This window comes from Zobellia roscoffensis (assembly GCF_015330165.1).
Lineage (GTDB): Bacteria > Bacteroidota > Bacteroidia > Flavobacteriales > Flavobacteriaceae > Zobellia > Zobellia roscoffensis.
On record NZ_JADDXT010000002.1, the window covers coordinates 2,628,422 to 2,652,299 of the forward strand.

Genomic DNA, 23,878 nt, shown 5'->3' on the forward strand with positions numbered 1-23,878 from the left:
GTCAGGAAGTAGTTTACTTTTTAAAGTGATATGAATGCTTCAGAACTTAGTCCTGAATTTAATTGATTATTTTTGATTGATATACAAAAAACCTTGATGCTTAAGACCAATATCCTTCAAATCGATAATATAAAAATATACACCTGCAGGTAGTTTTTTTGCTGTATTATAAACACCGTTTACGTTGGCAGTACCTTCAAAAGTGTTGTTGTAGTTAGTGGCTTCATAGACGGCTCTACCCCATCTGTTGAAAATGGTAAGTTTGTTGTTAGGTGAAATAGAAACCGCTTTTAAAACAAAAAAATCGGCATTTCCGTCACCATTTGGAGTCAATAGATAATTTCCTAGGTCTACGCTTTGCATACTAAGGCTTCCGCCAAAAGAAATTACGGTATAATCGTCCGGTGTAAATACGTCCGAAGTTATTTCTCCTTGATCAAAGTCTCCGTCCAAACCAGTATTGCCTAAATCTTCCCAGATATTTCTTTCCGAATGCCAACCTACTACTCGTAAGTTTTCTATGGCGTCTAAGAAACTAGGTAAGTTACTTTCGGTATCCCATCCTAGTGTAACTTTGGATGGTGTTTTTGTGTCTAGGTCCCAAAACTCATGATTACTGATGGCAATCAATATATCTGTTCTGTCTTCGGTATAAAATGAGGTGCCAAAGGTAGACGGACTATTGGGGTCTTCATAGAAGTAAGCTGACTTCGCATTTTCATTAATTTGCTCTGAAGCTAATTTTAAAGGTCTTAATTTATCAAAATGACCAATAGGAAAAAGAAACTCTTTTTTGTTTTTTATGGCTGAATATCCATCTACTTTGGTAAAATCGGTATCGCCATTGTAAAAGGAATTTGTAATATATTCAATATTCGTATCTACTAAATACCTAGGAGTAACTAAATCTCCCGAAATAAAATTACTATTATTGGTAATGCCAATACCAACTTCTAGAACAAGGTCATTGTCTACTACAATTTCTAAATCTTCAAAGACAGGTCTAAAGGCACCGCTAATAAAAGCGACGTCTTCGTTATAAAATCCGGCAAGCCCTTTGTTGTCGTCAAAAGAACCGTCATTAATTAAATCTTGGTAGAAACCTATTTGTGCACTTTCATGCATTTTTATGTTCCCATAATTATGAAATGAGTCTTGAGCCATCATTTGAGGACTGGACATGCTTGCAATCAAGCTACCAAGAATAATACCGTATTTATTCATAATTTTAGGACTTACTTTCTCCAAGCTATTTCAATTAGTGTTTCTGGGTACTCTACGGCAATTCCATTGCAATAGGCCTGTAAAAATTCACCTTCATTAAAGTCAACATTTATGGTTGCATCTTGGTTACCATCGGCAGCGGTAATAACCAGCGCCGTAATCGGAACAACTCCATCATTTTTCCTAATTTCCAAAGTCCAGGTACCGGCCACATTGGTTTGTGCGGAAATCCCGGTTATTGTACCGTTTCTAAGCATGCGCCAGCCGGTATTTTCTGAGTCGGCACCATTAAACTGCCTTAAGTATACATTTGTGGTGGTTGCACTATTCATACCCCACCCGATCATGGTACGGTCAACGCTCAACCATTTAACTCTAGTAGCATCATATGCATAGAGTATGCCGTCGTCTCCCATAAAAATTTGCCCATTTTCAGTTCCCGTTGGAGTAGAGGTGCTAGGCTGTATTCGTAAGGGAACACTTGTACTTTCAATATCTAATTGAGCACTGGGAGTAGTGTTGTTTATACCAATATTTCCTGTAGACGATATCCTTACCCTTTCGCTATTATCAGTTTTAATTATAAAATCTTGAAGGTCCGTTGTGCCAAGAAAGTGCGTAGTAGCATTTGACCCGGTATTTCCGGTAGCGCCCCAAAAATCTATTGAATTCGTGTCTATAGAAGGTATTTTCTTAAATCCTGAAGCTGTGTTCAGGTACATTTTCTCTTCATCTGTATTATATAGAAGTGAGCCAACAACTGGGTTTATACCTGCATTCATTTCTAGTGTTGTTGCATTTGTAAGGCCCATTAAATAATTCCCATCTACTTGTGCTATGGTACTGGTAGTGGCAAGTGTAGTAATTGCCAGTGTCGTTAAAATTAATTTTTTCATCTGCAGGTAGTATTTAAGTGATGGAAATGTTGAGAGTAGGAGGGTGGAATTATGGGATACAAAGTTTGAGTACCTAAAACCCATTGCAAAATAGGTGCTGTGAAAATTTGTTTTAAGGTTCTTAAACTGATGTGATAATTTCCCATACTATTATAAATCTAAAACGGTAAACATAAATTCGGAATCAAATCTTGCGCGGTCAGTACCTCCGTTATCATTATCGCCTATGATTACTTCAAAAGTTCTGATGGTTTGGTTGCTGTAGGATATACCTGGGTCATCGTTACCAGCACCACCTCTTCCAGGTTGAGATAGTTGAATGATGTAATCCGAATCTAAGGTGATACCTATAGGTAAGGTAACAAGATAATGACCTAATCCAGCCAATTTGGATACGATAATATTGGGGGTAGATTTTACAATAACCCCTAAAGCTGAAACCTTTCCGAAGGCTTTGATAGGGCTGGCATAAAAAACACCGGAGTCTGAACCTGCGGTAATGCTATTCCCGTCATCGGCGCTAATACTGGCGTTTCCTGTTGAAGAAGGAGGGTCTACCCATTCCGTGCCTGTTGCGGTTGCGGATAAAACTTGTCCAGCGGTTCCTGCAGAATCGTTTTCATCTAAAATTTGTCCGTCTACATCAAGGGTTTCATTTATGGTAACTGTAGTTTTGTTTGATGTCTCATCAATGTTGATAGCTTCTATACCACCTACCGTTAGTCCTATTTCATCTGCTGCAGGACTATACATGCCCGTGTTTGTATCATCAGAAAATCTGTATGAGGGTTCTCCAACTGTACCATCGGAATTGAGTATTCCTCTGGATCGAATTGCGCCGGAAACATCCAATTTATTTTCAGGAGTTGCAGTACCCACACCCAAACGATTCTCTGTATCATCCCAAAATAGTTGCGAATTATTTTCAGTAGGGTTTCCACTTGCATCCGAAAAAAATACAGATCCTTCTGTGCCGGATATAGAGGGTAAAGTAACCGTATTTCCTCCGGTCCCGGATATACTTAAATCATTTCCTGAAACGGATAAAGTTTGAATTTCGTTCGTTTCGCTCAAATCGTTGTCGGCAGAATTGTGTGCAGTTATGGCTGCAGTATTAACGGCTATCGCTGCATCGGCATCGGCTTCGTTTTGGTCTACGTCATCTTGCACAGCAGTAATAGCGGCTGATTCCTCAAGAGCTGAAAGGTCCACCGTTACGGAAGAAGTCCCTTCATCGATTTTCAATACACTCGAAGCGTTGATTGAAGCTGCGGTAATATCGTCATCCGCGGTGGCGGTGATTTGTCCGTCTACATAGGTTTTGACAGCGAGTTCGGTTGGGAATTTGGTGTCTGTTGCATCTGCAAGAGTAACGTCAGTGGATTTGTTTGCGGAATCTTCCTTTAAGGCGATTGCCGCATCGGCATCAGCTTCGTTTTGGTCCACATCGTTTTGAATAGCAGTTTCGGCAGCGATTGCTCTGTTACGTTCTGCGAGTATGGCTGCGTCAGCGTCGGCTTCGTTTTGGTCAACGTCATCTTGCACAGCAGTAATAGCGGCTGATTCCTCAAGAGCTGAAAGGTCCACCGTTACGGAAGAAGTCCCTTCAACGATTTTCAATACACTCGAAGCATTGATTGAAGCGGCGGTAATATCATCATCGGCGGTGGCGGTGATTTGTCCGTCTACATAGGTCTTGACGGCAAGTTCGGTTGGGAATTTGGTATCCGTTGCATCAGCAAGGGTAACGTCAGTGGATTTGTTTGCGGAATCTTCCTTTAAGGCGATTGCCGCATCGGCATCAGCTTCGTTTTGGTCCACGTCAGTTTGAACTGCAGCAATTGCGTTGTCCGCGTCGGACTCGTTTTGGTCCACATCGTTTTGAATAGCAGTTTCTGCTGCGATGGCTCTGTTACGTTCTGCAAGTATGGCTGCATCGGCATCGGCTTCGTTTTGGTCAACGTCATCTTGCACAGCAGTAATAGCGGCTGATTCCTCAAGAGCTGAAAGGTCCACCGTCACAGAAGAAGTTCCTTCATCGATTTTCAGGACACTCGAAGCGTTGATTGAAGCTGCGGTAATATCATCATCCGCGGTGGCGGTGATTTGTCCGTCTACATAAGTTTTGACTGCGAGTTCGGTTGGGAATTTAGTGTCCGTTGCATCTGCAAGGGTGACATCGGTTGATTTGTTTGCGGAATCTTCCTTTAAGGCGATTGCCGCATCGGCATCAGCTTCATTTTGGTTTACATCGTTCTGTACAGCTAATATCGCTGCATCAGCGTCGGCTTCGTTTTGGTCAACGTCATCTTGCACAGCAGTGATATCGGCAGATTCTTCTAGAGCGGAAAGGTCCACCGTTACTGAAGTCGCACCTTCATCGATTTTCAGGACACTCGAAGCATTGATTGAAGCTGCGGTAATATCATCATCCGCGGTGGCGGTGATTTGTCCGTCTACATAGGTTTTGACAGCGAGTTCGGTTGGGAATTTAGTGTCCGTTGCATCTGCAAGGGTGACATCGGTTGATTTGTTTGCGGAATCTTCCTTTAAGGCGATTGCCGCATCGGCATCGGACTCGTTTTGGTCTACATCATTTTGAATAGCAGTTTCGGCAGCGATTGCTCTGTTACGTTCTGCGAGTATGGCTGCATCAGCATCGGCTTCGTTTTGGTCAACGTCATCTTGCACAGCAGTAATAGCGGCTGATTCCTCAAGAGCTGAAAGGTCCACCGTTACGGAAGAAGTCCCTTCATCAATTTTCAATACACTCGAAGCGTTGATTGAAGCTGCGGTAATATCATCATCGGCGGTTGCCGTAATTTGTCCGTCTACATAAGTTTTGACTGCGAGTTCTGTTGGGAATTTGGTATCCGTTGCATCTGCAAGGGTAACATCAGTGGATTTATTTGCAGCATCTTCTTTGAGAGCAATTGCCGCATCAGCATCAGCTTCGTTTTGGTCCACGTCAGTTTGAACTGCAGCAATTGCGTTGTCCGCGTCGGTCTCATTTTGGTCCACGTCATTTTGAACTGCAATAATAGCGCTGTCCGCGTCGGACTCGTTTTGGTCTACATCATTTTGAATAGCAGTTTCGGCGGCGATTGCTCTGTTACGTTCCGTTAGTATGGCTGCGTCGGCGTCGGTCTCATTTTGGTCGACATCGTTTTGTACGGCAAGTATTGCTGCGTCTGCATCAGCTTCATTCTGGTCTACATCGTTTTGAACGGCAGTGATATCGGCTGATTCCTCAAGAGCTGAAAGGTCCACCGTTACGGAAGAAGTCCCTTCATCAATTTTCAATACACTCGAAGCGTTGATTGAAGCGGCGGTGATATCATCATCGGCGGTGGCGGTGATTTGTCCGTCTACATAGGTCTTTACGGCAAGTTCGGTTGGGAATTTAGTGTCCGTTGCATCTGCAAGGGTGACATCGGTTGATTTGTTTGCGGAATCTTCCTTTAAGGCGATTGCCGCATCGGCATCAGCTTCATTTTGGTCCACATCGTTTTGAATAGCAGTTTCGGCGGCGATTGCTCTGTTACGTTCCGTTAGTATGGCTGCGTCGGCGTCGGTCTCATTTTGGTCGACATCGTTTTGTACGGCAAGTATTGCTGCGTCTGCATCAGCTTCGTTTTGGTCAACGTCATCTTGCACAGCAGTAATAGCGGCAGATTCTTCCAGAGCGGAAAGGTCCACCGTTACTGAAGTCGCACCTTCGTCGATTTTCAAGACACTCGAAGCATTGATTGAAGCGGCGGTAATATCATCATCTGCGGTGGCGGTGATTTGTCCGTCTACATAGGTCTTTACAGCAAGTTCGGTTGGGAATTTAGTGTCCGTTGCATCTGCAAGGGTGACATCGGTTGATTTATTTGCAGCATCTTCTTTGAGAGCAATTGCCGCATCGGCATCAGCTTCGTTTTGGTCCACGTCAGTTTGAACTGCAGCAATAGCGCTGTCCGCGTCGGACTCGTTTTGGTCTACATCGTTTTGTACGGCAGTGATATCGGCAGATTCTTCTAAAGCGGAAAGGTCTACGGTTACGGAAGAAGTACCTTCATCAATTTTCAATACACTCGAAGCATTGATTGAAGCTGCGGTAATATCATCATCCGCGGTGGCGGTGATTTGTCCGTCCACATAGGTTTTGACAGCGAGTTCGGTTGGGAATTTGGTGTCTGTTGCATCTGCAAGAGTAACGTCAGTGGATTTGTTTGCGGAATCTTCCTTTAAAGCGATTGCCGCATCAGCATCAGCTTCGTTTTGGTCCACATCGTTTTGAATAGCAGTTTCGGCGGCGATTGCTCTGTTACGTTCCGTTAGTATGGTTGCGTCGGCGTCGGTCTCATTTTGGTCGACATCGTTTTGTACGGCAAGTATTGCTGCGTCTGCATCAGCTTCATTTTGGTCCACGTCATTTTGAACTGCAATAATAGCGCTGTCCGCGTCGGACTCGTTTTGGTCTACATCATTTTGAATAGCAGTTTCGGCAGCGATTGCTCTGTTACGTTCTGCGAGTATGGCTGCATCAGCGTCGGCTTCGTTTTGGTCTACGTCATCTTGCACAGCAGTAATAGCGGCTGATTCCTCTAGAGCTGAAAGGTCCACCGTTACGGAAGAAGTACCTTCATCGATTTTCAGAACACTCGAAGCATTGATTGAAGCTCCTGTAATATCGTCATCCGCGGTGGCGGTGATTTGTCCGTCTACATAGGTTTTGACAGCAAGTTCGGTTGGGAATTTGGTATCCGTTGCATCTGCAAGGGTAACGTCAGTGGATTTATTTGCAGCATCTTCTTTGAGAGCAATTGCCGCATCAGCATCAGCTTCGTTTTGGTTCACGTCAGTTTGAATTGCAGCAATTGCGTTGTCCGCGTCGGTCTCATTTTGGTCGACATCGTTTTGTACGGCAAGTATTGCCGCATCGGCATCAGCTTCGTTTTGGTCAACATCGTTTTGAACTGCAGCAATTGCGTTGTCCGCGTCGGTCTCGTTTTGGTCTACATCGTTTTGAATAGCAGTTTCGGCAGCGATTGCTCTGTTACGTTCTGCAAGTATGGCTGCATCGGCATCGGCTTCATTTTGGTCCACGTCAGTTTGAACTGCAGCAATAGCGGTGTCCGCGTCGGTCTCGTTTTGGTCTACATCGTTTTGAATAGCAGTTTCGGCAGCGATTGCTCTGTTACGTTCTGCGAGTATGGCTGCGTCAGCGTCGGCTTCGTTTTGGTCCACGTCAGTTTGAACTGCAGTAATTGCGCTGTCCGCGTCGGACTCGTTTTGGTCCACATCGTTTTGGAGGGCAGTGATATCGGCAGATTCTTCAAGAGCTGAAAGGTCCACCGTTACGGAAGAAGTCCCTTCATCAATTTTCAATACACTCGAAGCATTGATTGAGGCACCTGTAATATCGTCATCCGCAGTAGCGGCAATTCTTCCGTCCACATAAGTTTTAACGGCAAGTTCGGTTGGGAATTTAGTGTCCGTTGCATCTGCAAGAGTTACATCATCGGATTTGTTTGCGGAATCTTCCTTTAAGGCGATTGCCGCATCGGCATCAGCTTCGTTTTGGTCCACGTCATTTTGAACTGCAATAATAGCGTTGTCCGCGTCGGACTCGTTTTGGTCAACATCGTTTTGAATAGCAGTTTCGGCAGCGATTGCTCTGTTGCGTTCTGCAAGAATCGATGCGTCAGCATCAGCTTCGTTTTGGTCCACGTCATTTTGAACTGTAGCAATTGCGTTGTCCGCGTCGGACTCGTTTTGGTCTACATCGTTTTGAATAGCAGTTTCTGCAGCGATTGCTCTGTTACGTTCTGCAAGTATGGCTGCATCGGCATCAGCTTCGTTTTGGTCCACGTCATCTTGCACAGCAGTAATAGCGGTGTCCGCGTCGGACTCGTTTTGGTCCACATCGTTTTGGACGGCTGTGATATCTGCGGATTCTTCCAATGCGGAAAGGTCTGCTGTAGTATTGTTTCCATTTTCAATTTCAACTGTTAAAATAGAAGTAGTCTCGTCTAAATTAGCATTCTCAAGGTTTTGGTCATCCGTACCCGTAAAATTAAGCGGGCCGCTACCATTATTAAAGGTAAAGCTGCCATCTAGGTTATCTATTAAATTTGCTTTTGAGATGATAACGGGATTGCCAGCTTCATTTGTATAGGTTACGGTACCGTCATTATTTTCTAATAAGGCAGTAACGGTTTCACCAGCCGCAACATTTACGCAAAGGCTAGACCATAAATTGTTAGTATACTGAAAAAGGCAGTTTTCATCTGTATTGAAGACTAGTGCGCCGTTCAATGGGGTAATGGTGTTCATTTGGGCATTGTTTACCCGTGTAACTACCAGTACCCTTGAAGCGCTTTCCAATTCCATAAGGGAAGCAGCGTCTATTTGATTAATGTTGTCGCCAATTTTAACTTGTGAGATGGCTAACTGAGTTAAAAAGAGTAGAACAACGAGGGGAACGTTTTTCATCTTTGGTATAATTTATTTAGCAATTTTTTCAACATTATGATTGAATTCAACCCCTGTGGATATTTTGATTTAATATTCAAAAAACGGGTTTGGATACATCTGATGCTGTACAATTGAAAACCCTTATTCTTTAATAGGTTTGTTTTAAAGAACTGTGAGTGTGAAGGTTAGTTTAGGAATAATAGAGTTTGTTATATCTCAAAAACGAACCGAATCCGTATACTTGGAATTTTCAATTTTTATTTAAAATTACGGCTTGATCGATGAACTGCACAGTATTTGTTGTGTAGCCAGGGGAAAGTGTAGTGTCTTAAGGGAAATAAGTTGTAAGTAAATTCTGTATCGTAAGTAATACGACGTAAAACATCGATGAACGGCATAAAAAAAGAGGCTCTAAGGCCTCTTTTTAAGAATTAATCGTTCGCCAAATATAAAAACCCTTGAAATTCAAGGTCTAAGTCGTCTAGTGTAACAATGTAAAAATATACGCCCGATGGAAGTCCATCGCCTCTTGTTACAACAAAGTTATTTTGTGTTGAAAGTCCGTTGAACTCATTGGTGTAATTTGCTTTTTCGAATACTTTGAGTCCCTCTCGGTTATAAATTTGCATGAAGTTATTTGGTGAAAGTGCCAATTCCGGGATTTCAAGAAAGTCATTTATACCATCTCCGTTAGGGGAAACAAAATAATTTTCTAGGTCCAGATAATCTCTAGGTTCGCCCATTGCAGCAAAAGTGAGTACCTCATAGTCATCTGGAACAAAAGAACCAGAAGCTACCACACCTTGATTCAGATTTCCAGCAGGAGCAGGTCCACCAAGGCTTTCCCATCGGTTTGAGGTTTTGCTATAACCTACTATAACAATTTCGTTAACATCATTGGTCAAAAGACCCATATTACTACGTTCGTTCCAAGAGAGTTGAATTGCAGAAGATACGGAACCTTCTAAATGCCAAAACTCTACGGTACTAATGTCGCCAATTTCTACGTCTTTATTATTGGTGTTGAACGCACCCGGAAGTATACTTGGACTATTTGGGTCTTCTATATAGTAGGCACATCTTGCTACGGCATTAACGCCTTCCGAGTTTAGTATTAAGGGACGTAAATACTGAAAATCTCCTACTGGGAAAATAAAGTTTTGCTGATTATTTACGCTTACATACCCATCTACCTTACTAATATCATTCTGGCCATTAGGGAAGGCATCTGTTAAAAAATTAAGGGTAATGTTAGGTTGTACGCGGTCTGTAATGATATCTCCGCTAACGAAATTGGCATTGTTCAATACGTTTAATGCGTTCTGTAAAACCGTACCTCCACCCGTTACGAATTCCACATCATACAAAGTAGCGGGTAAGCTACCGCTAATGGTACGGAGGTTGTCTCCATAAAAACCGACCAAGCCTAGATTCTCATCAAAACTACCATCATTTACCAAATTGGTATGGAGGCCCATAACACCACCTTCGTGAATACGCAGGTTGCCGGTATTGTACAACGCCTCTTGTGCTTGTACGCCCGTTGCCAAAATAAGAGCTGCTATGTAAAGATGTTTCTTCATGTTCTGTACAAGATTAAACTCAGTTGTGCCCGTTTTTATTGGTTTAGAAGTGCTTTAATTTCTTCTATATCATTTTTCATGGACTTTAACTCGTTGGTCATGGCTTCTTTTTCCGCTTTTAGTTTTTTGATTTCCTTTTCCTGTTCTATGGTGTGAAGGAAAAGTTCTTCTATTTTTTCTAGGTTTTGCAAGTTAGAAGCACTCAGGTTCCATTGTCCCTTTTCTTTCGCTTCCACGGCAGAGGTAACACCTGGTAGGTGATGATTTTCTTTTATAAAAGCTTCTACTTCTACAAGGTTTGTAAAGTTGTAGGTGTCTTTTAATTCTGAGTTACCTAAGAAGTACTTTTGGAAAACGTAATCGGGGATATTATCAACCAATGCTCCGTCATAGATTACATCTCCAGAAGTAATTAAATTACCATCTGCAAGAATATTACCAGCTACATGAAGTTTTTCAGAAGGGTTAGTAGTTCCAATACCTACATTTTGTAATGCGTCAATTCTTAAAGCTTCATTACCATCAGTCGAAAAACCGAGTTGAAGATTGGCCGCTCTGAACATCCCCGTTCCATTATCCCCATTAGTATAGAACCCGTAACTAGGTAGGTTAGCAGAACCAGGACTAGCTGCGAAGCCACCTCTTGATCTCGTTTGACCGTTTACATCTAATTTATCAGTTGATTGGACAGGTTCAGTTCCTCCGAATATCCCAATCCCAACGCTGCCAGATCCTGTAAAATTTAGTTTATTACCATCTAAATCGTACGTTCGATCTGCAGTTTGAGTTAAGTCCGATTCTGCAATATTTTTGGCATCAGCCCAAGCAACAGCAGTGCCATTTGTTGTTAATATTTGACCGTCTGTTCCTTGTGAAATTTTATCAGGAGTAACATTGTCGTTGGCAATACTATTGGTAACCACAGCTCCTGCTGCAATCTCATCTGTATTTACCGCTCCCGTAGCTATTTTATCTGCTGTAATAGCATTGGTAGCTATTATGGTAGCAGAAGTTGGTCCAGTTACTTCTCCTGCTAAATTGTCAACTGCAAAGCTAGTTCCTGTAAGTGTAAGACCAGCTCCTCCTGTATAAGTTGTAGATCCACCATTATCAGTTCCTATGGTCCATTGTGTTGTAGCCTGATTCCACTTTAGGATTTGACCGGTTGTAGTTGCACCCATTGGACTAAGGTCATCTAAGGCAATTGTATTAGGTGCTATTTTAGCTGATGTAACAGCATTTGCAATTATGTTTTCTTCGATAACAGCATCTATGGCTAATTCATCGGTTCCAATTACATCATCAGCAATAACAGTAGCAGAAGTTGGTCCAGTTACTTCTCCTTGTAAATTGTCAACTGTAAAGCTAGTTCCTGTAAGTGTAAGACCAGCTCCTCCTGTATAAGTTGTAGATCCACCATTATCAGTTCCTATGGTCCACGTTAAATTATCTTGGTCCCATTTTAATATTTCTCCATTGGCCGTTGCTCCCATTGGGCTAAGGTCAACTAGAGCAATGCTACTATTTTTAATTTTATCAGAGTCTATACTTTCGTCTTTAACTTGTAAAGCATCTGTAATAATTTCAATCGTAGTATCATCAACACCAATATTATAACCCTTACCATCAGTCTGGACTACCAAAGCGTCATCTGTATCAGCATCCGTAATGGAAAGTTCACCTGCATCTTCCCAAGAAACGGCTCCAGTTCCATTAGAGGTCAATACCTGATTGGCATCTCCGCGATCTCCGGCAATTTCAATACCGTTGTAAAGGACGATGTCTCCATTGTTTTTTACGGTGAAAGCTTTGTCCGCTAGGGTAGGGATATCAGTAGTGGCTGCAGTATTTTGTAGAAAATGAAAATCGCCTACACCCCATGCTCCTAGTCTTTCGTAGGCTAAAGCCCCTTTACCATGTGAGCCGCCACGATCAACGGCAAATAATATTCCAGCACCGGCTCCACCAGAATTCAACCCATTTTCATTTTGAATCTGAAGAGGGTAGGCAAAATTAGTAGCACCAGAAACACGTTCAGCAATTACTACCTTGGCATTGTCTCCTACTGGGCTATCAGGGTCAGCACCGGCTCCTTTTTTTAGGCCGATAAATAAAGCACCTGAACTTATTCTTTTTGTAGGATCCCAAAACAGAGCGCCATTGTCTCTATCAGTCGTAGTGGCATAGGTATCAATTGGTTTTCCACTTGCATCCGCGAAAAACAGTGAATTTGGTTCCCCGGTGTGTGGGGCAAAAGGAGCCCACTCAACTTCATTAGTAGTACTGTTGGTAATTAGCATTTGGTCTGCAGGTGTAGCTAAAGGTTCTGCAGGTTTGATTCTTAAATTGTCGTCCGTGTGAATTTCAATGGTAGCATCATCTACATTTATGTCGTAACCGTTACTAGCGTCGTAATCGGAAAGTCCGTCTTCCGCATCAGTATCTACAACAACTGTAGCTCCATCAGGAACAGGAACCCAAGTTACTAAATCAGTATCTTTATCAGTAATCAACATTTGATCAGCAGGAGTAGCTAATGCAACAGCCGGTTTAATAGCTATGTCAACTTCATTATTTGCCGTGTCATCCGTTACGGATAGAAAACCTGTATCAGCAGCATTTATACTTTTGAAAGGTAAATTTACTCCAGCTTTAGGTAGAGCAATAGCTACACCTCCTACACCTTGGCTAGAAGAAGTGTTTACTTCACCACCGGCACTAATGCCATCTACTTCAGTTTGAATCTCAACCAAGGCATCTTGAACATTGGTACTAACCGTATTTCCTGTTGCTGTGAAGGGGACTTCTGCAGCTGTTTGGTTGTCTGTACTACCACCTGCCAAGGCAGCATCTATCCCTGCTAAATGCGCTTCTACATCTGCAGTTGCAGCGGTATAGTTTACAGCTGTTGCTGCAACGGGTACTTGTGCTGCATTTTGGTTAGTTCCTGTACCACCACCATCTAAATCATCCAGATTGATTGTACCGTTAAAGCCTCCGTCAGTACCTGTAAAAGTAAGGTTATTGTCAGCTGCGTTATATACTACATTTGAGATAACACCATCAGCGGTTCCAGTACCACCGGCCAAAGAACTTAAGTCTACCGTAGTATTGGTTCCTGCTTCTGTAATAACCAATTCGTTAGCGGCATTCAAAAGAACGCCAGTTATAAGTTCATTCGTAACACTACCATCAACTTCATCATCCGCATTAATAACATAGGCATTAGTGGCTGTACCCGTTCCTGTGATAGAAACATTGTTTCCTGCAGTAATATTTGTATCTGACCCATCTGCTCTGGGGATAGTAACAAAACCTGGACGGCCAGTTAATGAGAGTTGATTGGATACTGGGTCAAAATTAATATCCTGTAATTCGTTAATATTACTATTATCGCTAGCCGCTATATCAGCTGCATTTGCTGCAATATTATCTTCTAAAGAAGTGGCATCAAAGAAAGCACCTCCATCGGTAGTAGAAATGGTAATAGAATTATCTGCATCACCACTAACCACATTGGCACCGGTAATGAAACCGGCATCATTATTAAAAAAACTTAAAGGAAGACTATCGCGGTCAATGGCATACGGGCCAACTGCATTTTGAGCAATTCTAGCTTTATCTACGGCATTAGGCGCTAATTTTCCTCTACCAATAGATCCATTTTGTATGTCCACTCCGTTAATACCACCATTCAAAATTTGGTCACTGGTAATACTATTAGGGGCTATCTCAAAATTGTTGCCGCCTTCTGTTGGCGTAATTACAATGGTACTTTCAGAATTTACAATAGGGGTAGCCGTGAGAGCGCCACCGCCAACACCATCGCACATACTGATCCATGCAGTGCCATCAAAATAGTACACACAATCGGCGGTAGTGTTATAGACCAAGGCACCACGGTTGGGTACAATAGTGGTCATTTGTAATGAATCTACCCTAGTAATGACCAATACCTTATCTGAACTTTCTAGTTCTAGAATAGAGGCAGGATCAATGACCTGGGGGTTGTCACCTATTTTTACTTGTGCTTGAGCAAAACTGATGAGGAAAAAACCGATAAAAAATAACGGTATCGAGATGCGCTTTTGCATACTATTGCGATTTAAGGTATTAGGGTCAACAAAAATAAAATTATCTTAGTATTAATCTAATTTAACAAGACAAACTACAGATTAGTCTAGCTAAAAGGATTACGGGTCTTAGTAATGAGGTAGTTATGTCATTGATTTTAGTTCTATTACGAATTAACAAAAGTTTAGCCACCATGTTTTTTTTAAGACCAAAACTTGTATTTTCTTTATCCACTTAATTAAAAAGAGCTACAGCTTTATATGGTACGAAAGTACTGCTTATAAAGTTGCCTTAAAATTTAGTATAAAAAAACCGTGTCTTTTTTCAAGACTACTTATAAAACAACCAGATGAAGATTATCCCTACTGTATTATGTATACTTTTTGCTTTCTTATCCGTAACTGCTCAAGATGATGATCGCTTATTGTTGCGAGGTACGGTACTATACAGAAATATAAGTGTGCCTAACGAGAATGTTATTAATATAACTACGGAGAATGCCGTAATATCTGATGAAAAGGGGCAGTTTGCAATTATGGCCAAAGCGGGTGATGAATTGGCATTTACTGCGGTAAACTATCAATTAGAAGTAGTAAAAGTCACTGAGGCCATTATTAAGAACGGCCGTTTGGTTGTTGAGGTAAATGAAAAAGTAACCGAATTAGATGAGGTGGTAGTTAGCCCGGAGAACGAGGAGAAGTTTATACAGTTACAGAATGAAGAATTTAAAAAGATCGAGTATGATATTGATCGCTCCTCGGAAGTGGAAAATATAGCTTTGAGCCAATCTGATAGAGGAATGAAAGATGGACTTAACTTTGTAAACATTTTTAAGGCATTGGCTAAAACGGCAAAATCGGAAGATGCGGACAAGCGCCCACGTATGAAAATGAGCCAGGTGCTAAGGCAGGTATATGATGATGAGTTTTTTGTTACAGATCTTAAATTGTCTCAGGCCTCAATAGACGATTTTTTACAATATATAGATACCCATGAACCTGAATACGCGTTGCTTTTAAAGAAAAACGAATTTGAGTTGATTGATTTTCTTGTAAACAAAAGCAAAGCGTACCGAGAACAAATGAATGAAGAGAAATAAACTTCTTTATCTATTTTTTTTCCTACCTCTGGCATCATTGTGTGCCCAGAATTTTTTATCGACAGAAATTGAAGGTCGTGTTTATAGTGAAGATGGAGATGTTGCCGCCACTCATGTGTTAAATACCACTACAAAAAAGGCTACGATTACAGATATTGATGGGTTTTTTAATATTACCGTAAAGCTGAATGATACTTTGGTGTTTTCCGCCGTTCAGTATAAGCGCAAAGAGGTTGTAATTTCTTTAAGTATTCTTGAAAGCAAGCTTTTAATGGTTCCTTTAGAAGAAGCTTTGACGGAGCTGGATGAAGTTATAGTAATGCCGTATAGCCTTTCGGGTAACATAGCAAGTGATTTAAACACCTTAAAAACCGAAGCCGTTGTTACGGCTTCAACTTTAGGGTTGCCAAATGCATATGTCAAGCCCATAAGTAAAGCCGAACGCGAATTTCAGGCTGCAACGGCAAACCCGTATATGAGCTTTGATCCTTTGATCAATATGATTACAGGACGAAAAAAAATGTTGAAAGCTCGCGTAAAACGGAATAATACGTACGCTAGAACGGAGCGGGTCCGTGAGTTCTATGCGGATTCTCTTTTTACATCCGAGCTAAAAATTCCCTTGGACAAAATTGATGAGTTTATGTATTTCTGTGAGGTAGATGCTACTTTTCAGGAGGTTGTAGATACCCATGACCATTTAAAAATTTGGGCGTTCATGGAGCGGAAAAGTGCGGTCTACAGAAAAAACAACACCTTAGATTGATACCTTTTTGGCATAACATTTGCCTATTTTTGCAATAGAAAATGAGATTATGAAGTCTTTTAAAAAGTTCTTGGTAGTATTGGTACTTCCTTTAATGGCATTCTCCGCCGCACACAAGTTTTACGTTAGCGTAACGAACGTTAATTATTCGGAAAAGGACAAGGCATTGCAGATTACCTCCCGTGTTTTTATAGATGATTTGGATAAATTGTTGTTAGAGCGGTATGATATAAAAGCGAAGTTGAATACGGACAATGAATCCCCTTTGGCAGATGAATATTTAGAGAAATATCTGAGGTCAAAATTTGTGGTGGAAGTAAACGGAAGCACTGCGTCATACTCCTATATTGGTAGGAAATATGATGCAGATGTACTTATTTTTTATGTTGAAGTACCAAATATTGAGTTGTCTACCCTGAAATCTATCCAAATAGAGAACGAAATTCTTACAGACCTTTTTGAGGATCAGCAAAATATTGTGCACTTAAAATTCGGAAATGATAAAAAGAGCTTCGTTTTGGTAAAATCGCGTACTAAAGGAATGTTAAAATTATAACATTTAGGTAACTATTCCTTAAAATATTATAATTTTCACGGATTAAAACCACACAGATATATGAACAAATTAAAGTATTGTTTTGCTTCGTTACTTTTTGTATTTGCCAACATTTTAATGGCACAAGAAGGTATTAATGCGGACAAGGAACCTGGTCACTATAATCAAAGCAAATTCAAACAGTTATACGAAGAGTTTGCAACTCCTAACAATTATCGTTCAGCTTCAGGAACTCCTGGGCCTGATTATTATCAGCAGCAAGCAGACTATAAAATGGATATTGAGCTTGATGATAAAAATGCAAAAATCTACGGTACAGAAACCATTACTTACACCAATAACTCTCCGGATAATCTAGAATATCTTTGGTTGCAATTGGATCAGAACGTACGTGCCAAAACATCAAAGTCGCCTTTGCGCGATGGTGGTGGTGTGCCAATGGCAGAACAGGCAGGTGCTTTTGCCCAAAAATATATGACCGAGCCTTTTAACGGTGGTTTCAATATAGCCTACGTAAAAGATGCAAACGGAAAGCCTTTAAAATATACCATCAACCAGACTATGATGCGTATAGATATTCCCCAACCTTTAAAGAGTAAAGAGCAGGTATCATTTTCAATAAAGTGGGATTACAATATTCCTAATCACACTATTAATAGAGCCCGTTCTGGTTACGAATATTTTGAAAAAGATGGTAATCGTTCTTATGTTATTGCGCAGTTCTTTCCAAGAATGGCAGTGTATAGTGACGTAGAGGGTTGGCAGAACCATCAGTTTTGGGGAAGCGGTGAGTTTGCCCTTACTTTTGGTGATTATGATGTAAATATTACGGTACCGGCGGATCATATTTTAGATGCTACGGGAACACTTCAGAATAGAAAAGACGTTTTTTCCAAAGAAATGATGAAGCGTTACGAAAAAGCCAAAAAGTCTTATGACAAGCCTGTATTGATTGTAACCCAAGAAGAGGCCGAAGAAGCAGAGAAAGGCTTTTCTGAAAAGAAGAAAACCTGGAAGTTTAGAGCAGAGAACGTAAGAGATTACGGTTTTGCAACTTCGAGAAAGTTTATTTGGGATATGCAGGCTGTAAAAGTGGGTAGCAAAGATGTTATGGCGGTTTCGCTTTACCCAAAAGAAGGTAACCCATTGTGGGAAGAGTATTCTACAAAAGCCGTAGCGCATACGTTAAGATCATATTCATCACATACGTTTGATTATCCTTATCCTAAAGCAATCTCGGTTCATGCCAAGCAACAAGGTATGGAATACCCAATGATTTGTTGGAACTATGGTCGCCCTAATGAGGATGGAACGTATTCCGATCGTGTAAAATACGGAATGATCAGTGTTATTATTCATGAGGTGGGCCATAACTATTTTCCAATGATCGTTAATTCCGATGAGCGCCAATGGGGCTGGATGGATGAAGGTCTTGATACTTTTATGCAGTATATGGCAGAACAAGAATTTGGGGAGAAATATCCGGAAGCTATAGCACCAAACGATAAATATCCATCAAGAAGGGGAGATCCTTCTAAGGTTGTTCCTTACATGGCAGGTGACCAAAGTACACTTGCGCCAATTATGTCTAATCCGGAAAATGTCTATCAGTTGGGGCCTAATGCCTACGGAAAGCCTGCTACCGCATTAAATATACTTCGTGAGACCGTAATGGGTAGAGAACTTTTTGATCATGCTTTTAAAACGTATTCGCACCGGTGGATGTTCAAACACCCAACGCCAGAAGATTTCTTTAGAACTATGGAAGATGCTTCTGCAGTAGATTTAGATTGGTACTGGAGAGGTTGGTTCTACACTACGGATTTTGTTGATATAGGAGTAAAAGACATCAAAAAATATTACGTAACGGATAAGCCTACAGACAAAATGCAGGCATATATGGCGGCTCGTGGTATTACGGAGGCAGATTTGCCACCGTTGGTATATATGGCTGAAGAAGGTAGTGAAGAATTGGATAACAACTTAAAAGGTAAAAAACCATCTGAAAACTCACAGTCACTTAAAGAATTTATGATGGATAACTTAACGGCAGATGAAAGAGCAGCTGTTAAAGAGCCTAAATATTTTTATCAAGTTACGTATGATAAGCCAGGAGGTATACCTATGCCTATAATTGTAGAATACACTTATGCGGACGGTACTACCAAGAATGTTACGTACCCACCTGAAATTTGGAGAAAGAGCGATAAAGAAGTGAGTGTAGTTATATCTTCACAGACAGAACTTACCGGTATTGTTGTTGATCCAAAAGCAGAAACGGCAGATATAGATACATCTAATAACTCATGGCCTAAGAAAGAAGAGAAATCTGATTTTGAAAGGATGAAGGAAAATGCTGTTAAAGGCAAATAAAATAGTGTTAATATCACAAAAAGTCCTGTTAGGTTTTCTTTACCTGACAGGATTTTCTATTTAAACTTCATTATATTTGTGAATATGTATTCATTACACTTTTTATTCATTAGCGGAGGCGAAATTTTCTTTATCATGTTCATTGTGGTAATGGTTTTCGGTGCCGATAAGATTCCCGGCATAGCCAAAGGGCTGGGCAAGGGCATGCGTCAACTAAAAGACGCTACGGAAGATATTAAACAAGAAATTCAGAAAAGCGCTGATAAGCAGGGTGTTGATACCAGCTTTATCACGGACATTAAAAAGGATATTGATGATGTTAAGGATAATCTTACTTCAGGAATAGGTGATGACCTTAAGAAGGGAGTGAGCAGCGTTAAGAAGAGCGTTGATGATGTTACCGGAACTATCAAAAGAAGTTAGATTTGCTAGACCGTATTCTAGAATGGGATAGGGAAACCTTTATCTATCTGAATAATTTAGGTGTTGAAGATTACGACCAGTTTTGGATTGTTGTAACGCACTTTTCTACTTGGATTCCTCTTTTTGTTTTGTTTTTTGTTTTGATTTTTATCAAATATCCCAAAAGGGAAGCCATATATGTGATTCTCACTATCGTTGGGATGATATTTTTTGTCACTACCCTTACCGATTTAACCAAAGAAGTGGTAGCAAGGTTGCGCCCCAATAATGATGAGACCATGAATACGCTTATTCGTATTCTAAAGCCATCTTCTAGTTATAGTTTCTTTTCAGGGCATTCATCTAGTTCGTTTTCGGCAACTACTATTGTTGTGTTATTTTTGAGAAACCGCTTTAAGTGGTGTTGGTTGTTCTATATCTGGCCATTACTTTTTGTGTCTAGCCGTATTTTTGTGGGCGTACATTTTCCCACGGATATTATTGTAGGTTCTACCGTTGGCGTGCTTTCTGCATTGTTTTTTTATAACCTCTACGTAAGACTTATAGCACCCTACTTAGGGTTAAGCCGTCCCTGATAGGTAGTAATACCGTTTCTACCCGTGGATCCTCTTTTAATTTTTTGTTGAAGTCTAAAAGAATTGGCGTTACCTTATCTTTTCGGTCTAAAGGTTCTACAACTTTTCCTGACCACAATACATTATCCGAGAGTATAACACTGCCTGGATGGGTTTTTTTCATGACCAGTTCAAAGTAATCAGGATAGTCTTTTTTTTCGGCATCAATAAAAACAAGGTCAAAAGTACGTTCCAATTGAGGTATGATTTTTTTTGCATCGCCTACATACTGAAAAATTTGGTCCTTGTAGGGGCTACGCGAAAAATAACGTTCTTGAATGTCCTGAAGTTCTTCGTTAATATCTATGGTATGTAATTGTCCATTTTTTTGCATGCCTTCGGCTAGACAAAGAGCAGAATACCCTGTGTAGGTACCTATTTCAAGTATGTTTTTTGGATAGATTATTTTTGATAAAACACTCAGTACTCTTCCTTGAAAATGTCCTGTAAGCATCCGTGGACGGACAACCTTAAGATGTGTTTCCCTGGTGAGTTCTTGGAGTAGTTGGGGCTCGTTTTCAGAATGGTTTTGAATGTAATCCTCTAAATCCGCAGATAAGAAATGCATGACCTATAATTTGTGCAAATATATAGTATTTTAGAACTTCGTAATAGTAGAATAGACCCTTTGAAACTATGAGTGAATTTATAACCAGGAGAGCGTTATTAGACGATTTAGATACATTGCAAGAATTTGAGCAAGGTATCATCGCTTTTGAGCGACCGTATGACCCAACGCTTAAGCCAGATCCAATTAGTTACTATGATTTGGGGGAGCTGATAAAAAGTGATACAGCCGAGGTTGTTGTTGTTGAATCTGATGGGTGTTTAGTAGCATCTGGCTATGCCAAAATTAGACCTGCCAAACCCTACCTGAATCATGAAAATTATAGTTATTTGGGGTTTATGTATACGCATCCGGATTTTAGGGGAAAGGGGCTTAATAAGAGGATCGTAAATACTTTAAAGGATTGGTCCGTCTCCAAGGGTATTACGGAAATACGCCTTACCGTTTATGATGAAAACCATGGAGCTATTAAAGCCTATGAAAAAGCAGGTTTTAAGAAGCACATTATTGAGATGCGAATTGTTGATTTAAAGTAGCGGAGCAATAGCTTTAATATCCCTACCGAAATTGTATTTTTGAAAAAAAGACCTTTATGAAATTCGAGAACACCTTAGAGTTTGCCCAAAAACTGGATTCTGAAGATAAATTGCGAAGCTATCGCGATGAATTTTACTTTCCGAAAGTAAATGGTAAGCAGGTTATTTATTTTACAGGGAACTCTCTTGGATTACAACCCAAACGAACTCAAAAGTTTGTGGATGAGGTTATGACCGATTGGAAGGATCTTGCGGTAGAAGGTCATTTTCACTCGGATAAACCGTGGTGGGATTATCACGAGCAATTAGCGGCTCCCTTGGCCAAAGTAGTAGGAGCAAAGACGGAGGAAGTATCCGTAATGAATACGCTTACAGTGAACCTTCATCTTTTGATGGTTACTTTTTATAGGCCTACGGCCAAACGTTATAAAATTCTTTGTGAAGAGAAAGCATTTCCATCTGATCAGTATATGCTGCAAAGTCAAGTGAGACATCATGGCCTAAATCCTGATGATGCTTTGGTAGAGGTGAAAAAAAGAGAAGGTGAAAACTTCTGGCGTACCGAAGATGTTTTAGAAAAAATAAACGAAATAGGAGATGAATTGGCCTTGGTACTCATAGGGGGAGTAAACTATTATAATGGTCAGGTTTTTGACATGAAAACCATTACCAAAGCAGGTAAGGCTGTTGGTGCCAATGTAGGTTGGGATTTGGCCCATGGTGCAGGTAATATAGAATTGAAATTGCACGACTGGGGCGCAGATTTTGCTGCTTGGTGTAGTTATAAATACATGAATAGTGGGCCTGGAAATGCTTCTGGGATTTTTATTCATGAGCGCTATTTGAATCAGAAAGATATTTCCAGGTTTGAAGGTTGGTGGGGAACTAAAAAGGAAACACGGTTTTTAATGAAACCAGAATTTGAACCCATGGAGAATGCAGATGCTTGGCAGTTAAGCAATCCACCGGTACTGTCCGTTGCCCCTTATTTGGCTTCGTTGGAAATGTTTGAAGAAGTGGGTATGGATGCTTTGATAGCAAAAAGAGATCTTATAGTTGCGTATCTAGAGTTTGTTCTCCATGAAATAGATGCAGAAATGGAGGGCACTACTTTTGAAATCATTACGCCTGAGGACAGGGGTACGCAGTTATCCGTTTTTCTTCACGGACAAGGAAAGCCACTTTTTGATTATTTAATGGAAAATGGAGTTATCACAGATTGGCGTGAACCAAATGTGATTCGTTTGGCACCAGCACCTTTTTACTGCTCTTATGAAGATATGTATCGGTTTGGTCAAATCTTAAAAGAGGGTATTAAAACAATATAAATCCTATTTCTTTCAATTTATACTTTTCCCCCAATTCTATTGGGATGGGGAGAGATTTGTCAATTTTCAACTTTTTTAGTTAGTGTATTTCGTCGATAATATAGACCATTCGTCGACTATTTTGATGGTCAATCCCGTACATAAAGAGTAAGTTTTAGCCCCAAAACTTAATTGAACACTAAATTTAAAAAATGAAAAACAAGAAATTCCCTACTTCACTTATGCTTTTAATGGCAGTTTGTACATTGGTAATTGTCTCCTGCTCCAATGATACTACTGAACTTGAAGCCGAAACTTCCGTAGTCCCCCAAACGGAAGTTCCGGCAGATCAAGGTACAGAATTTGTCACTAAATATTTTATGGGTGATGCGGTTCAGGTGAAATTAGAAGCAGATGGAACCTATAGTCTTGCCGGTACAGATACACGCTTATTTGAAGACCAACTTTCAGATTCTGCAGATTCCTATAATCCAAATCCCGTTCCAGGTGAAGAGCTGTCAGCCTTAGCTTTGGGTGGTGGCGTTAGAAAATGGACAGACAATACCGTTTACTACGTAATTGATGGTTTAAGTTCTAGCGTTCGTAGTGAACTACAAAAGTCTTTTGACGAATGGTCCAATAAAACCAATGTTACTTTTAAGGAACGTACCAATCAATCTAACTATGTAACTATATCTTCTTCTGGTTCAAATAGTAATTCTGGAGTGGCTACTTTGGGTATGTATAATTCCCGTGGCTATATTCAATTAGGAACCCGAGCTACTGCAGTAGTTATTATTCATGAATTGGGTCATACCTTGGGATATATTCATGAGCAGAACAGGTCAGATAGAGATAATCATATTATCATCAGAACCGAGAATATACAATCTAATGCACAAGACCAGTTTTATAAGAGTAGTTCCGCAACGTTCTTAACAGGCTCTTTTGATGTCAATTCTATTATGATGTACGGCAGTTATACCTTCAGTAAAAATGGACAGCCTACTATTACTGATCTTAGTGGAAATATATTACCGCAGCGGCAAGCCCGTTTGTCTTCATTGGATATTCAAGGAACTAATGCGGCCTATCCTTCTGCAAATGGTGGAGGTGGTAACCCTGACCCGGAACCTGAGAATTTATGTGATACAGCTCCTAATTATTCATCAAGCAAAAGTTATAGTGTAGGAGATTATGTGCTGTACTATGGCCGTTTGTATCAACGGGATTATACCCGCTGGAACTACATTGAAAATTGTAATTAAACACCGATCTGGGGTTAAAATAGGGCTGAGTATCGCTCATTACAAATTAAGGAAGACCATCTTAAAAAGGTGGTCTTTTTTCATTTTCGGACAGAGGTATTTAAATTACCTTCGTATGAAACATGT

The 23,878-nt window shown here is 40.6% G+C and carries 15 protein-coding genes; 9 read left to right on the plus strand and 6 right to left on the minus strand.

Translation table 11 applies throughout. The annotated features are described in order from the left end of the window. Nucleotides 1-66: 66 nt before the first annotated feature. The 5 genes from IWC72_RS10995 to IWC72_RS11015 all read right to left on the minus strand — a co-directional run bounded on the left by IWC72_RS10995 (nt 67) and on the right by IWC72_RS11015 (nt 14,262). On the minus strand, nt 67-1,248 hold the full coding sequence (locus tag IWC72_RS10995; protein ID WP_226979544.1) for a gliding motility-associated C-terminal domain-containing protein: 1,182 nt from the start codon (nt 1,246-1,248) through the stop codon (nt 67-69). Further along, nucleotides 1,236-2,120 (minus strand): hypothetical protein, encoded by an 885-nt coding sequence (locus tag IWC72_RS11000; RefSeq protein WP_194529798.1) that lies wholly within the window; start codon nt 2,118-2,120, stop codon nt 1,236-1,238. The genes IWC72_RS10995 and IWC72_RS11000 overlap by 13 nt, the downstream gene beginning before the upstream one ends. Before the next feature lie 150 nt (nt 2,121-2,270). Next, nucleotides 2,271-8,603 (minus strand): midas domain-containing protein, encoded by a 6,333-nt coding sequence (locus tag IWC72_RS11005; RefSeq protein WP_194529799.1) that lies wholly within the window; start codon nt 8,601-8,603, stop codon nt 2,271-2,273. A 413-nt stretch (nt 8,604-9,016) separates the two neighbouring features. After that, the gene (locus IWC72_RS11010; RefSeq protein ID WP_194529800.1) at nt 9,017-10,168 is read right to left on the minus strand and encodes a gliding motility-associated C-terminal domain-containing protein; all 1,152 of its coding nucleotides are present in this window, start codon (nt 10,166-10,168) and stop codon (nt 9,017-9,019) included. A 35-nt stretch (nt 10,169-10,203) separates the two neighbouring features. Beyond that, a complete protein-coding gene (locus IWC72_RS11015) occupies nt 10,204-14,262 on the minus strand; it encodes a beta strand repeat-containing protein (RefSeq protein WP_194529801.1) in 4,059 nt (1,352 codons plus the stop codon). Between the two features lie 329 nt (nt 14,263-14,591). Between IWC72_RS11015 and IWC72_RS11020 the strand changes: the two genes are divergently transcribed. The 6 genes from IWC72_RS11020 to IWC72_RS11045 all read left to right on the plus strand — a co-directional run bounded on the left by IWC72_RS11020 (nt 14,592) and on the right by IWC72_RS11045 (nt 20,034). Continuing rightward, complete coding sequence (locus IWC72_RS11020) at nt 14,592-15,341, plus strand: hypothetical protein (RefSeq protein WP_194526253.1); 750 nt, start codon at nt 14,592-14,594, stop codon at nt 15,339-15,341. Beyond that, nucleotides 15,328-16,107, plus strand: a complete 780-nt coding sequence (locus IWC72_RS11025; RefSeq protein ID WP_194529802.1) for a carboxypeptidase-like regulatory domain-containing protein — start codon at nt 15,328-15,330, stop codon at nt 16,105-16,107. Before IWC72_RS11020 ends, IWC72_RS11025 begins: the two co-directional genes overlap by 14 nt. A gap of 49 nt (nt 16,108-16,156) precedes the next feature. After that, entirely contained in the window at nt 16,157-16,663 is a 507-nt protein-coding gene (locus IWC72_RS11030) for a DUF6702 family protein (RefSeq protein WP_194529803.1), read from the plus strand. Nucleotides 16,664-16,723: 60 nt separating this feature from the next. Beyond that, on the plus strand, nt 16,724-19,036 hold the full coding sequence (locus tag IWC72_RS11035; protein WP_194526256.1) for a M1 family metallopeptidase: 2,313 nt from the start codon (nt 16,724-16,726) through the stop codon (nt 19,034-19,036). Between the two features lie 84 nt (nt 19,037-19,120). Continuing rightward, the gene (locus tag IWC72_RS11040) at nt 19,121-19,459 is read left to right on the plus strand and encodes a Sec-independent protein translocase subunit TatA/TatB (protein ID WP_194526257.1); all 339 of its coding nucleotides are present in this window, start codon (nt 19,121-19,123) and stop codon (nt 19,457-19,459) included. A gap of 2 nt (nt 19,460-19,461) precedes the next feature. Further along, on the plus strand, nt 19,462-20,034 hold the full coding sequence (locus IWC72_RS11045) for a phosphatase PAP2 family protein (protein ID WP_194529804.1): 573 nt from the start codon (nt 19,462-19,464) through the stop codon (nt 20,032-20,034). On the opposite strand, the gene IWC72_RS11050 is transcribed toward IWC72_RS11045, so the two are convergent. Then, nucleotides 20,000-20,641, minus strand: coding sequence for an O-methyltransferase (locus IWC72_RS11050; RefSeq protein WP_194529805.1), 642 nt, complete (start codon nt 20,639-20,641; stop codon nt 20,000-20,002). The two genes, IWC72_RS11045 and IWC72_RS11050, sit on opposite strands and share 35 nt — an antisense overlap. 68 nt (nt 20,642-20,709) lie before the next feature. Here IWC72_RS11050 and IWC72_RS11055 point away from each other — a divergent pair, with 68 nt between their 5' ends. From IWC72_RS11055 to IWC72_RS11065, 3 genes are all read left to right on the plus strand, one after another. Next, nucleotides 20,710-21,177, plus strand: coding sequence for a GNAT family N-acetyltransferase (locus IWC72_RS11055; RefSeq protein ID WP_194529806.1), 468 nt, complete (start codon nt 20,710-20,712; stop codon nt 21,175-21,177). 56 nt (nt 21,178-21,233) lie between these two features. After that, a complete protein-coding gene (kynU, locus tag IWC72_RS11060; RefSeq protein WP_194529807.1) occupies nt 21,234-22,505 on the plus strand; it encodes a kynureninase in 1,272 nt (423 codons plus the stop codon). 191 nt (nt 22,506-22,696) lie between these two features. Further along, nucleotides 22,697-23,752, plus strand: coding sequence for a M12 family metallopeptidase (locus IWC72_RS11065; RefSeq protein ID WP_194529808.1), 1,056 nt, complete (start codon nt 22,697-22,699; stop codon nt 23,750-23,752). Nucleotides 23,753-23,878: the final 126 nt, after the last annotated feature.